The 13,070-nt window shown below is 35.9% G+C and carries 12 protein-coding genes and 3 pseudogenes; 8 read left to right on the top strand and 7 right to left on the bottom strand.

Going from position 1 to position 13,070, the window contains the following annotated elements; translation table 11 throughout:
- The first annotated feature begins 1,048 nt into the window (after positions 1-1,048).
- The 3 genes and pseudogenes from LAV82_RS26135 to LAV82_RS26125 all read left to right on the top strand — a co-directional run.
- Positions 1,049-1,312, top strand: a complete 264-nt coding sequence (locus LAV82_RS26135) for a hypothetical protein (RefSeq protein ID WP_097825606.1) — start codon at positions 1,049-1,051, stop codon at positions 1,310-1,312.
- A 167-nt stretch (positions 1,313-1,479) separates the two neighbouring features.
- Complete coding sequence (locus LAV82_RS26130) at positions 1,480-1,752, top strand: stage V sporulation protein S (RefSeq protein ID WP_499717261.1); 273 nt, start codon at positions 1,480-1,482, stop codon at positions 1,750-1,752.
- Positions 1,753-1,901: 149 nt separating this feature from the next.
- Positions 1,902-2,137: pseudogene (locus tag LAV82_RS26125) on the top strand (phosphoheptose isomerase family protein); the annotation flags it as partial.
- A 359-nt stretch (positions 2,138-2,496) separates the two neighbouring features.
- On the opposite strand, the gene LAV82_RS26120 reads toward LAV82_RS26125, so the two are convergent.
- From LAV82_RS26120 to LAV82_RS26100, 5 genes and pseudogenes are all read right to left on the bottom strand, one after another.
- Positions 2,497-3,618, bottom strand: a complete 1,122-nt coding sequence (locus LAV82_RS26120) for an NADH-dependent flavin oxidoreductase (protein ID WP_499717260.1) — start codon at positions 3,616-3,618, stop codon at positions 2,497-2,499.
- A gap of 167 nt (positions 3,619-3,785) precedes the next feature.
- A complete protein-coding gene (locus LAV82_RS26115) occupies positions 3,786-4,811 on the bottom strand; it encodes an LLM class flavin-dependent oxidoreductase (protein ID WP_211079362.1) in 1,026 nt (341 codons plus the stop codon).
- 156 nt (positions 4,812-4,967) lie between these two features.
- Positions 4,968-5,842: pseudogene (locus tag LAV82_RS26110) on the bottom strand (MsnO8 family LLM class oxidoreductase).
- Between the two features lie 31 nt (positions 5,843-5,873).
- Positions 5,874-6,839 (bottom strand): TIGR03571 family LLM class oxidoreductase, encoded by a 966-nt coding sequence (locus LAV82_RS26105; RefSeq protein ID WP_211079361.1) that lies wholly within the window; start codon positions 6,837-6,839, stop codon positions 5,874-5,876.
- 20 nt (positions 6,840-6,859) lie between these two features.
- Positions 6,860-7,183 carry an ArsR/SmtB family transcription factor gene (locus tag LAV82_RS26100; RefSeq protein ID WP_211079400.1) on the bottom strand — a complete coding sequence of 108 codons (324 nt, stop codon included), beginning with the start codon at positions 7,181-7,183 and terminating at the stop codon, positions 6,860-6,862.
- 193 nt (positions 7,184-7,376) lie between these two features.
- On the opposite strand from LAV82_RS26100, the gene LAV82_RS26095 reads away from it, so the two are divergent.
- Together LAV82_RS26095 and LAV82_RS26090 are read left to right on the top strand one after the other, a co-directional pair.
- The gene (locus tag LAV82_RS26095; protein ID WP_499717317.1) at positions 7,377-7,775 is read left to right on the top strand and encodes a PD-(D/E)XK nuclease domain-containing protein; all 399 of its coding nucleotides are present in this window, start codon (positions 7,377-7,379) and stop codon (positions 7,773-7,775) included.
- A gap of 300 nt (positions 7,776-8,075) precedes the next feature.
- Positions 8,076-8,264 (top strand): hypothetical protein, encoded by a 189-nt coding sequence (locus LAV82_RS26090; protein ID WP_011106177.1) that lies wholly within the window; start codon positions 8,076-8,078, stop codon positions 8,262-8,264.
- A 239-nt stretch (positions 8,265-8,503) separates the two neighbouring features.
- Here the strand turns inward: LAV82_RS26090 and LAV82_RS26085 are convergent, their stop codons facing one another.
- Positions 8,504-8,944 (bottom strand): YaiI/YqxD family protein, encoded by a 441-nt coding sequence (locus LAV82_RS26085; RefSeq protein WP_499717259.1) that lies wholly within the window; start codon positions 8,942-8,944, stop codon positions 8,504-8,506.
- A 659-nt stretch (positions 8,945-9,603) separates the two neighbouring features.
- Here LAV82_RS26085 and sigH point away from each other — a divergent pair.
- On the top strand, positions 9,604-10,236 hold the full coding sequence (gene sigH / locus LAV82_RS26080) for an RNA polymerase sporulation sigma factor SigH (RefSeq protein WP_499717258.1): 633 nt from the start codon (positions 9,604-9,606) through the stop codon (positions 10,234-10,236).
- A gap of 256 nt (positions 10,237-10,492) precedes the next feature.
- Positions 10,493-11,209 carry an AraC family transcriptional regulator gene (locus LAV82_RS26075; RefSeq protein WP_499717257.1) on the top strand — a complete coding sequence of 239 codons (717 nt, stop codon included), beginning with the start codon at positions 10,493-10,495 and terminating at the stop codon, positions 11,207-11,209.
- 827 nt (positions 11,210-12,036) lie between these two features.
- Here LAV82_RS26075 and LAV82_RS26070 read toward each other — a convergent pair.
- Positions 12,037-12,144: pseudogene (locus LAV82_RS26070) on the bottom strand (M4 family metallopeptidase); the annotation flags it as partial.
- 172 nt (positions 12,145-12,316) lie between these two features.
- Here LAV82_RS26070 and LAV82_RS26065 point away from each other — a divergent pair.
- Positions 12,317-12,748, top strand: a complete 432-nt coding sequence (locus tag LAV82_RS26065; RefSeq protein ID WP_013056457.1) for an ASCH domain-containing protein — start codon at positions 12,317-12,319, stop codon at positions 12,746-12,748.
- Positions 12,749-13,070 lie beyond the last annotated feature (322 nt).

Genomic DNA, 13,070 nt, shown 5'->3' with positions numbered 1-13,070 from the left:
TTTTTGAAAAAACTAATCAAAAATGGGTCATTACAAACGTGTAAAGGCCGTGTCTATAATCTTAATCTCCATGAACAGACCCTGTCTTTAAAAGATGAAAAATAAAATATTTTTTTTATTCATTTATCCGGTATTGAAGACATTTATTGATTTCCTTTATTTGATTTAAACTTAGTGAAGAATTTTCTCTGTTTTTTATGATAAATGGTCACTTGGTATGTATAAGAGATTTCTAGTTAGGGAGCCATAAAGATATAAAAGTGAAATAAAAAAGGGGGAAGGAATGATGAGAGAAAACAAACAAATATGTCTGATTTTATTGAGGAGGAGCGATTTGAATTACATTCGCACCTTACTTATTTATTTAAACAATGTCACGATGAGAACCTAAGACAGTTAGAAGATGAAAATATAAAAGAATAAACTTATAAATAAAGCAAATCGGAAGGATAAAAAATGAAAATGAAGATAATGTAGGCGACCTTATGATTCTAATCGAATGAATAGGTCGTTTATTGTTGTTATAAACCTTTTTATAAGAAGCTAATTTGATGTCAAAAGAAAACGGAATGTTAAATTCGAGGATTAATTTATGTAAATAGATTAAAGATTTACTAGAAGAAATAGAGCAGGGGAATTTAGTTTGAAAAAGAATATATATAAATAAAACCTCCTAATTCTCTTTGAAGCTGGTAAGGAGAAAGTCTAATTATTAGTTTATCAATGATTTCTTTTTAGTGATCTTAATATGGTATTAGTGCAAAAATCATCAAATCAAGCTAATTAAATTGCCCATAGGATTAACATTCTTTTGCTACAGAGATAATTTTTCTCTTCCCCACTACCTTCTACGCGTATCCATACAAGTTCCCATTTTCTAATATAATACACTTATGTAACAGCTTCCACCTGCAATATTACATAGTATTTTCATTATAGATAGTAGAGTGTTTTTCTACACGCAGTTAAAAAGTTTTTTCGTTCAGTTTATAGTAACTATGTGGTATCCGTTTTTTAACCGTCTGAACTTTAGAAGGAGGAATACCTTGTGAATATAACTGTTAATGAATTGTATGATTTTGGAACAGTCGTAAAGAGGAAGCTATTAAATAATAATCTATATGCTCATTATTTGAGTGATGCCATGAGAAGAGGAAATCATTTTGATTTTTTATATTATTTTTTGACAGCAACTGTAGATAGTCGAACACCTATACCTGAACATGTCTCTACTGTTTTTTTGAAGGTTCTTAGCGATAAAACAAAGTTGAGTGATCTTACTCCATTTATCATGGGAATGGTGGGGAAATAAACAAAAGTTAAGAGGTGTATGTCTTAAATCCTTTAATTGAAGCACCCATTTAGGAATCGGTTTAATAGTTCAGTTTAATCAGGATATGAATATGATTTAAAGATACGTCAATTACATTCGTTCCAATGATTAAATAAATCGTTTAAATAACAGGAGGAGCACTTTATATGGATACTATATTAAGAGTATCATCACTATCAAATCCAAATTCAGTTGCAGGTGCAATTACAGCCGTATTTAGAGAAAGAGGTAATGTGGAAATTCAAGTAATGGGAGCCGGCGCTTTAAATCAAGCCATTAAAGCTGTTGCGATTGCAAGGGGATTCGTAGCTCCCAGTGGTGTTGATTTGGTTTGTGTTCCTGGGTTTACAAATATTTTAATCGATAATAAAGAACGAACAGGAATCACATTAATTTTAAGCCCAAGAAAAAAACGATAGATTTGCGTTAAATAAAAAGGACTTTTTAGCATGTTATTGCCAATAATTGCTGTTATGTAAACTGAAAAAGCATAAAGTATACATTTTTGCGAACATACACCATAATAAAACTGGAGTTGATGTTTCCATCTCTATAATTAATTTCCAATGTCGCAGCTATAACCATTTCTCCTGAATCAACCATTGGAGAGTTAGCTGATATTACTGTTAAATTACTGGGAGTCACGAAAGATCAATCTGAAGGTGATTACAGGACCATTCAACCAATGGGATCACTATTTGAGCAAACAATGCTGTTATTTTATGATGCCTTAATCTTACGCTTTAGAGAGAAAAAAGCCTAGATTCTAATAAAATGTACGGTAAACATGCTAATCTCGAATAGAAAATAGCTTAAAATATACAGAAAAGACCACAAATTGAAAAATGTGGTCTTTTCTGTATAATCTCCTTTTATTCTATACGTTTACGGACGAGATATTTAAATCTATTACAAGATGTTAAAGTAATTATTATCGTTAATAAAATAAAAAGCCACCCAGTGTTTGTAGGTTTTAAAAGCTAGATTTGTAAAAATTTATAGTAATTAAATATACGTCTAAAAGAGTTCCCTTTAAAATGTTCCGTCTTGTTTAGTATAAGGTATATTCTTATACTTGCTGAGCAAGGACAATTATCATCACGATTCCCATTTTTTGTTGAACAATTCAAGGAAGCAGAGATGGAATGAGATAAGTGAACTCCTTATACAATAGGAAGCCAGCCAGGGATGCCAGTATAGTACTCCCACATTTTATCAGAAATAGCCAGTTCTTTTTGATCTTTTTTAGATAATGTTGTACGGATTTTGTCTTCTTCACCGGCTTGTATTTTTTGTACCCACTGAGGTTCCATTATCAATTCCCTCCCTAAAGCGATTAAAGGTACACCTGTTTCAAATGCTTTCATCACTTCATCGGGTGTCCGCAGCATCCCGACACCCATCACAGGAACACGATCGCCCACACGTTCATGGATCATAACAACTCGGGATGTCTGATCGTTATCATCACGGATTGATCCGTTCCAAAAGCCGCCGACCGAAATATGGAGATAATCCAGATCTAGGTCCACTAACTTGTCCACTAATTGCAACGTTTCTTCCATGGTGATGCCAGGATTCTCTCTTTCTTCAGGCGATAACCGATAGCCGATGATAAAAGGTTTTGTTGCATGGTCTGAAACTGCTTTTTTAACAGCGTCAACTACAGCAAGTGGGAAGGACATACGTTTTTCCAGCGTTCCACCCCACTTGTCAGTTCTGCGATTTGAGTGTAGAGAAAAGAATTGTTGAATCAAATACGTATTGGCACCATGGATTTCAACCCCATCATACCCAGCTTCGATTGCTCTTCTGGTTGCTTCACCAAATGCTTTAATAATTTCATCGATTTCGTCTGCTGTCATTTCCCGAGGTACCACGGCATCGCCCCGTTCTGCTGCTACCGCACTCGGAGCAATTGGTTGACGATCGAGCAATTCTTCAGGCGGGCACATTCTGCCACCGTGAAAAATTTGTAAAATCGCCTTTGAACCTTTTTCCTGTATAGCTGTCGCCACACCTCTTAAACTAGGGATTAGGGAATCAGAATCCGCCCCAAATTCACCCGGGAATCCTTTTCCATTCCTGGTGACGTATGTGCATGCGGTGATTACGGCTCCTACACCACCGGCACGTTCTTGATAGTAAGCAACTTCTTCGTCTGATACTTCACCATTTTCATGTGCCGCCGTATTGGTCATGGGTGCCATTGTAATACGGTTCTTTATTTCAACTCCAGAACGGAAGGTAAATGGTTTAAAAGCAGCTTCATATTTTGTATTCATCTTTTTTTCTCCTTTTGTTTACATCAAGTTTGTTAAAGGGTTTTGCTATTGAGCAACTGGATAACATAGACTACAAAAATTTCTTTGACAGGCACTTTTTTATATTCTATACAAAAAATTTATGGAGATACATTAAAAGCTTGCCATAAGGCTCGTCCAGTTTTGACCTATTTTAGCTGAGTAATTTCTGCCAATATTTCATAGGAATGGAGGCGGGTCTTATGATCATAAACCTGGGCGATTGCCATGATTTCATCGGCTTGACTTTCATCCAGAAACTTTTCCAGCTTTTCTTTTACGATTTGAGGACTGCCGACAATCGAAGTTCCTAATTGATTCTCAAGGGCAGCTATTTCATAGTCGCTCGCTACATCGTTAATATTATCCACTGGCGGCTGCAATGGGACTTCCTTCCCGCGCATCAAATTTAAGAACTGCTGCTGCAATGTTGTAGCGAGCCGCTCAGCTTCTTGATCTGTGTCGGCCGCAATGATGTTTATCCCTACCATTGCATGCGGCTTGTCCAGTACTTTAGAAGGCTTAAACGAACGGCGGTACAGCTGGATAGCCGGCAGTGTGTTATGCGGCGAGAAATGGCTAGCAAATGCAAACGGCAGTCCAAGCTCTCCTGCCAGCTGAGCACTGTATCCGCTTGAACCTAACAGCCAAATAGGTATGTTTAATCCTTCACCCGGAATTGCTTTAACATGACTATATCCTTGTGCCAGGGAAGGGTCAAAGTAATTCCGGAGCTCAGCCAGCTGCTCAGGGAAATCTTCTCCTAAACTTCTCAAGTCACGTCTTAATGCACGTGCGGTAAGCTGATCAGTGCCTGGTGCACGGCCCAAGCCAAGATCAATACGTCCTGGATATAATGATTCCAGAGTACCAAATTGCTCAGCAATAACAAGGGGTGCATGATTCGGTAGCATAATGCCGCCTGAACCTACCCGAATTTTTGATGTACCTGCTGCTACATGGGAAATGACTACCGATGTTGCAGAGCTGGCGATAAATGGCATATTATGATGCTCAGCGAGCCAATATCGGTTATACCCCAGCTTTTCAGCGAGCTGGGCCAGCTCCAAAGTATTGCGAAAAGAATCAGCCGGCGTACTTCCATCTGCAATTGGAGAGAGATCCAGGATTGAGAATGGAATATTCGTAATTTGTTTTGTATCATTTTCAGGCATATGCTCATCTTCTTTCTTTAAAAATTCCGTTTCAAACCTATAAAAGAATTTACAGGCTGTTTCCTTTGTTTTCTTTTACTGCTTCAATCTAAATTACATTGATTTAACTGATTTAATATCTGCAGAAAATACATCCTTTATTAGACTAGACACTGTTTAATTCACTGTAGCCTGGTCCAGAATTTCATAAGAGCGTAGCCGTGCCTTATGATCAAAAATCTCTGTATGAGCCATAATTTCATCAGCATCAGTCTTTTCTATTAACTCATGGAGCTGCTGCTTCACATCTACAGGGTCCCCGATGATGGAAGTGAAAAGCTGTTCTTCAACCGCCCTACGTTCATTATCGTTCCAAAGCTCGTCCATATTATCAACAGCCACCACTTGAACGGCTAACAGTACATAAGACTCCTCCAAAAATTGAGACGGACGAAAATAATCTCGGTGCAGTTTTATCGCCTCCATCATGTTACCTGGAGCAAAATGTCCCGCGAAAGAGAATGGTAACCCAAGTATTCCAGCCAATTGTGCACTATAAAACCCTAAACCTAACAGCCAAATTGGCACATTTATTTTTTCGCCGGGAATGGCGTGAAAGCTAAATGAACCATTCTTAGTGGCTGTTCCTGTACCATAAAGATATGTGATAAGCTCCTCCAGCCGGGCATCAAATTCAGGTTCACCAGCAACCCGCTGCCGCAATACATTTGCTGTATATTGGTCGGTGCCAGGTGCCCGCCCCAATCCAAGGTCGACCCGGTCAGGGAAAGAGGAGAATAATGGGAAAGTAGCATTGCGCCTGATCCAATATGCATTTTTTCCGTGACAGAGGCCACTCGTCCAATTACTATCGGGGATGCTGAACTCGCCATTCCTGCCCAATTATGATGTTCAGCAAGTCAAAACCGTTTATATCCCCACTGCTCTGTTTCCTTTGCTAGATCAAGCGTGTTTTGAAGAGAAAGTTTGGCTGATCCTCCCTCGACAATTGGGGAGGGATCTAGTACTGAAAGTTCGATTTTCTTTGTCATAATTCTTCTTCCTTTTATACAATTTAATTTTTTAAAGCTGGCCTGTACCTTTATGGGTTGGAAAGTAGGGCAAAACAAATTCTCCAAGTTCCTGGATTACTTCCTCTGGAGGACGCTTGGAAAAATACAGAACAAACCCCAAATGGTTGACACCAATCGCTTGAAATTGATGAAGTAGATCAACTAAATGGTTTCTTCCCACGGAATAGCCTAAGGGTATGGGGACAGGCATTTCATCGGGATTTTCCAATAAATTGATGAACAAGCTTTGAGAGAAGGGTTTAAAATCTCCTGGAGCATGAACTTCAGTTAAAGCACGATAATCCTGGATAAGCTGCTCCTGTTGAATAATGCTTCTTGGGTATTGAAGCCATCCATCCCCGTTCCTAGCTATCCAATTGATAGACTGATTGCTAAATCCAGTCACCATGGTCGGAATCGAAGATACAGGCTTTGGGATTAACCTCATATCTGTACCATCGATCAGCCCGGCGTGGCTGTGGATTGTCGGCTGATCCTCTTTTAACAGCCGGTCGAGAATTTCGAAATTTTCTTTGAATAACGAACCGCTTTCTTGCTTAGATATTCCTAAAGCTGTAAAGTCTTTTTCCCTGTCCCCTGATGCCACTCCCATAATCAATCGACCTGGAAACAATTGATCGATTGATGCAGCTTCCTTGGCTACCCTGACAGGGTGGCGCAAAGGGAGAACTACACTTCCTGTCACTAACGCAATGTGCTTCGTATAGGCAGCAAGATACGTCAAATAAATCCATAAATCGTACTTTTGGCCGTTATCATCAATATTCAAATTCTGCATCGTAATATCACGGAGCCATAATGAAGCAAAGCCATATTCCTCAATTTTACGGGCAAGCTCCAGCTGATTCTCCATAATCGGATTTTTAGACATCCTGGCAGTCGGGAGGATAAATCCGAGTGTCATTTTGTCTTTCTGGTACATGCTGTTATAGGCAAGATGATTTTGAAAACTCACTCTTGGTCCTCCTTAAAAGGTTATATTTTTAAGCCTATATATTTTTCAAGCTGTTTAATGGTTTCCTCATTGCGTCGATAATAAGTCCATTGTCCGATTCGTTTCATTTCCACCATCCCGCTTTGTAATAGGATCGACAAATACTGGGAGGTAGTGGACTGTGATAGTCCTACTTTGCTACGAATATCACTAACACAAACCCCGCCATCAAAGCCCTTTTCTTTGATGACATGGGCCTGCGGGGAAAAATTATTATCAGGTTCTTTCAACATTTGCAGAATATTTACTCTGATTTGATTTGAGAGAGCCTTGAAAATTTCAATTACTTGTTCGTCATTTATCATATTTGATTCCCGATTCAACGGTGTCCGCCCCTTTCTGATCTTATTAAAATCTATTTGCCTTGAATGCGTATAAACCAATCGAACAAAAGGATATTGATAATTTCCGATATCTCTATATTATTTTCCTTTATACACAAAATCAAATTTTATGCTTTAGACAGGGCTAGGAAACGGTTTTAAAGGAACTACACAAATTAGCTTAGAGAACAGGTGGCGGAGAGGTGAGGATTATTTTGTCCATTTTTTAAATGGTTCGGTTTGGTATATAGGTTTGAAAAATCAAGACTTTAAAAGGATAGGTGAAGAAACTTCTGATGAAGATGATGTTATAGATGACGATACAATGTCTATGGATTCTGTTGCTTCGTTTTGGGATCCTTGTAAACAACGTTTTGAAGCAGTCTTTATTGATTCAAAGAGACGAGCTAATAAACCCTCTCAGGATGATATTGTAAAATGGATTAACAAGTGTAGAAGTGCACAGGAATTTATAGAGGGAGCTCTGTATATGGTATACATTAAAAAAACAGAAAAACTCCCTGAATGCGTTAAGGGAGTTTTTCTGTTATACGTATCACTACTTATCAGGTGATGCTTGGAAACATCTTGAGTAGTTTGCTCATTGTATTTAATATTATTCGAAATAGGCAAGTTTAATATAATAAAAAATAGACAGAATATTTTATTAATTACTTTACTTTGTAATCGCTTTCATTTATACTAAGTGTAGGTTGGATGGCATGAGTGGCTGTCATAGTATTTAGCGTAGGTGGGGCTGATACGAGGGAACAGGGCATAAAAGAGATGTCCTTTTTTGCTTAGGAAATTTTATGGAATTCTTTCGAAAGTTTTTATTTTTTCACTTAGTTGATTAATTAGAGAGGTATTTTATATGAATAGAAATAAAGGCACTAACGTTTTTTTATTAATGTTTTCGGTAATCTTTATTTGTGGAGGATTATTATTAACAAATGTTTTTATTTATTCCCCTATTATTGGTTGGCTTCTAGCAGGATTTTGTTTAATAATGAATTTTATTTATAAAGAGGAACAGTTTAAATATAGAAAAAGAGAAGATTAGGAATATCATCTTCTCTTTTTTTACAGGTTCTTATAACGGTGGTTATCTTAACGAGAATTTTGCTCTTTTTTTGTTAAGGGCCCTTTTGTGGAATAATACTTAACGAGAGAATTAGGGAAATTTTGTTAAAATAAATAGAGAAGATTGTGAAGAAATGTACTTAAGCTAACGGGGCAGGTTAGTTTAATATTGGGACAATTTATTTTTTAAGGTTTTTCTTAAAAATGGATGGTTCTTTTTTAACGTGAAATGGATCTTTTAAAAAGCCCCTTAAATTTCTCTCTATCTTCGGGTGTAAATGGTTTTGGCCCCTTTGTACGCTTTCCGCTTTTTCGAGCCATTGCACTCAGATAACGTGTTTGTAATAATTGGTCAATGTTTTCATTTGTATAGCTAGACCCATTATGGTGAAGTACCGCACACCCTTTTGCTAAACCTAGCGAAGCAAGACCATAATCTTGCGTAACGATTATATCTCCTTTTTCTACTAACCCCATAATCCGATAATCCGCAGCATCTGCTCCAGAATCAACATAAATGGTTTCCACTCCTGATGGTTGTTCCACATTAGAAAAATGAGAAAAGCTAGTAACGATGATAACAGGAATTTCAGCATTCGTACCTTCAGAGATAATGATATCTTTTACCGGACAAGCATCTGCATCAACATAAATTTTCATTTTTACCTCTCCCCGTAAATAAGTTTGAGTTGATGATAATGGAAGATTTAGCCTTTGTCAAACAAGAAAGCTATTTTACCTAAAATTATTAAAAAACAGTTGTTGTATTAAAGCGCGCGTTTGATGCTCTCTTTTTTAAAAGGAGAAGCTAATTTGATCTCACGTAACCTTCTAAAGTATAAAAAAGATGTTATTATCACTTATGAAACCCATAATAATAATGATGTGGTTTCTATTTATTGGGAGTGTGATGATATTTGTTTTTAATTCATTTATGTGAACCTTGTAATGTTGAGGAAATAACAACTTAAAACGTGAACTAACTCTATAGGGTATCTCTAAATAGAAAAAATGTTATTTAAATTAAAGAAGAATTTTTATTTATCTTATACATCATTGTGAAGTGCAAAAGATTAGATTTCTTGGAAGCATTACCAAAGTTCGACAACATTTTTATTTCTAGTTGTTTATACTTTAGAGGGATGGAGAAATAATAATCGAAAAATAAAGGTATATAGAGAAGCGCCAGGCTATTCTAGGCGCTTTTTGTCTTACAACAAACCAATATTTTTTTACTGACTAAGATTATCTTAAAAAAATTAAGCTTGCTATTCCAGGAATACTTTCAAAATTCACCTAAGATTGGCGGAGGGATATGAGTGAGTGCAAATATCAAAAATTATGATAAATATAAAGATGAAGATCTACTAAACTTAATTTATTACGGGAACGAGGAGGCACTAAATTTTTTAATTAAAAAATATCGGAGGATTGTTCAAGCGAAGACATCAACCTATTTTTTAAAAGGGGCAGATAAGGAAGATCTTATTCAAGAAGGAATGATTGGTCTATATAAGGCCATTCGTAATTTTAAAGAGGATAAGATGTCCTCTTTTAAAACGTTCGCTGAGCTCTGTATTAAGAGACAGATGTTCACTGCAGTTAAAACAGCTGCTCGTCAAAAACATGGACCTCTAAATGCATATGTTTCCTTATACAAGTCCCTATCTAATCAAGGATCAACCTATATGCTTCTGGATATGATAGCCGAAAGAAATATAACAAATCCAGAATTATTACTTATCGATCAAGAAGAATTCGAAGAAAAGAAACAAAAAATAGCCGAATTACTTAGTAAATTAGAACAAAGAGTATGGGCTTTATATATAAATGACTATTCATATATAGAAATTTCCAAAGTATTAAGTATACCTGAAAAGTCTATCGATAATGCTATTCAACGAATAAAAAGAAAAGTAGAACGGTACTTGGAGATAGAAAAAGCTATGTAATCTTTTTGCCTTAATGAAAAAATTAAATTTATAGTATGCAAAAGGCCGTTGATAAAAGGGCTTTTGAGTTTATGTTTTCCTATAATTTACATTATGGTAACTATATCTGTGTATCCTATATAGATTTAAAATAAGGTTGTAGTGTTTTAGCTCTTTTTATTGCATAATTTCATTTTTGTAATTAATCCTCGTTTAAAACCCATTATTTTGTATGAGTGATGTAGAATGAAATGTAAGTGTTATGAGGAGGAGTGTTATGATAGATCTTTCCTACAGGGAGAAGATTAAGGATTTTCATAGTAAAATGAATCATCAATTTGGTTCCGAAATATTAAATATTTTAAATGGACAGGTAATGTACGAGGTATTTCAAACAAATAAACTTTTGGAAAAAGGTGAGTATATTCCTTTTAACGAAGCCATGTGCTCACATGAAACAAGTGTTGCAATATTCAGTGAAGAATTTATAAATTTAAGGGCTTTAGGACATAAGGTATCTATACAAGAATACAGAAATCTCACTACGACACCCTTAAAACCACTGTTTGAAAAAGAGTATAAATGTATCGTTTCGTGGTTTGGTGATGATATGTTCTGTCAAATAAATATGCTAACGGTACTAGCATATTTAGAACAAGTGGCGTATAAGGGGAAAGTATTTTTCAATATGGTTAATGAAATGACTTATGAGATTGAAACAACTGAAATATTTTTAAGCAGTTATAAAAAGGTTTATCAACAAGTATTGATAGATCATCAATTTCCTAATATAAAAGTAACACCTAGCATTTTTCAAGGAATTAGGTTATACATGGAATATATAAAGGCCGATAATGAAATCATAACATATATAAGAAAAAATCAAGGTCAATCACAAAATGAATTGTTAGAAAATTTATTCCAGTCATTTCCTCAGTATGGTCTAGGAGATGTGCAATATTTAAAAATTATTGAGACTATAAGCAAAGTTTAGCACTTTGCTTATAGTCTTTTTTATAGAGAAATTGATAACTTTTCTACATGTTATAAGCTTCTCCCTATAAAACCTTGGTATTACTCAATTTATAGAGGGAGCTCTGTATATCATATACAGCTTAAAAAACAGAAAAAACAACTGGGTCCATTCAGTTGTTTTTTTCTGTTTCATGCATGATAATCAATGTTTGGCCAACGTTGCAGAACGTCTTGGGTAGTTTGTTCAAAATCCCAATAACAATTCCTTAAATTTACTTTTTTCTACACTAAATCTTAATTAATTATATAAAAAGACTTATATTGCAGGGAATTGGAAGAAATATGTTCATATTTGTCTTCAATAAGTGTAAAGTTTAAAACCATAAATATATCGTAAATAATTTATTATTTACATATCTAATATTGTACTACTGAACAAATATAATATAATTCATAGTAAGAAGGAGAACCCTTTTCAGGTTCCCTTTTTCTGAACCTTAATTATGACAAATTTATTCTTTTACCCTTTTAATCTCTCCGTGTGTTGGCGCAACTAAAAAAGGATCTCCATGACTTCTAAATCGTTTATAATGCTTCGAACAATAACCTAAACTCTTGTGTTTACCATTGCACCCTTCAACCTGACAAACGCTTTTTGTTTGGCTTTTCGGAAAATAAAGTGGATCCCAGTATTCGGTAGTACTTAGAATTTCGCGTGCTTTTGTAAAATATGCATACTTCATATCACTATAAATATTAATTTTACTTACGCCTAGTTGAATCGATTCACCAGTTGAATTCCTTCCGTTACGTAAACTTCCACAATTGGTATAACAAACCACATTAAATCTGTTCGTTTAAAGCTCCAGGCTGCTTTTCATATTTTAGCCCGCTTGTGAACTGGGTCACTACATGTGTAAGTTCGTGCCCAATCACATCTAGTGAGTTTGTAAAACCCAACAAAAATAGTTCGCTGATTAATATATGATATTAATGATCACTGGTCATGACTCATGCCTCATAAATTGGATCTCCGTGAACTGATATTCTGCCTTTTGCTCATAATATTCCTTTAAAGGGACACTCTATAATCAAAATAAACTTCTATAGGTTGGAGGCTGTCAGAATGAAGGTTTTATCAATGATCCAGCCGTGGGCAAGCCTTTTTGTCCTTAGAGAGGCAACATATGAAACAAGGTCATGGAGAACGAATTATCGGGGGCCACTTGCCATTCACACAAGTAAAAAAATAGATAAAGACGTCTCTAACCATATAGCCATAAAGTCGTTGCTTGGTAAGCACGGATACACACCAGAGAATCTTCCAACTGGCCAGATCATTGCTGTATGCAAACTTGTAGATTGTTTGAAGGTAACTGAAAACAATGAGACATGGGCCATTCTGGAGGATGGTCGAATCGTATCAGGGAATGACTATTTTATGGGTAACTTTATAGTGGGAGGTTATGCTTGGGTAGTTGAGGATATGCAGATGCTGGATGAATTTATTCCAGCAAAGGGAAAGCTAGGATTATGGGAGCATGTTTTAATTTTATAGGAGCTGATACATTGCGCACGATGCGCTGAATCAGCTCCTTCAGGAACCTACTTTTCATGCACAAAATCTTCTAGATTCTTTATTTTTTCAGACATCCTACGGCTCCTCTTACCGCAGTAGGGGATCAGTAGATGGTGATGTAAGAGGTGCTTGGCTTTTATATGTTGGAGATTGGCCTGGTGGCTTATATTTTTTATGAAATGGACGAGAGATCCAAAGATGTCCCAAGGACTAAAGTTGAACGGAATAATAAAAAAGGAACTGACAATTGAATGTCAGTTCCTTTGTATTGTATAAATGTAGTCATTCTTCATCTTCATAA

It is taken from the genome of Bacillus sp. ILBB4 (assembly GCF_035064545.1).
Taxonomy (GTDB): Bacteria; Bacillota; Bacilli; order Bacillales; family Bacillaceae_H; genus Priestia.
The sequence above is the reverse complement of the archived record's forward strand: the minus strand, read 5'-3'. Positions and strand labels throughout refer to the sequence as shown.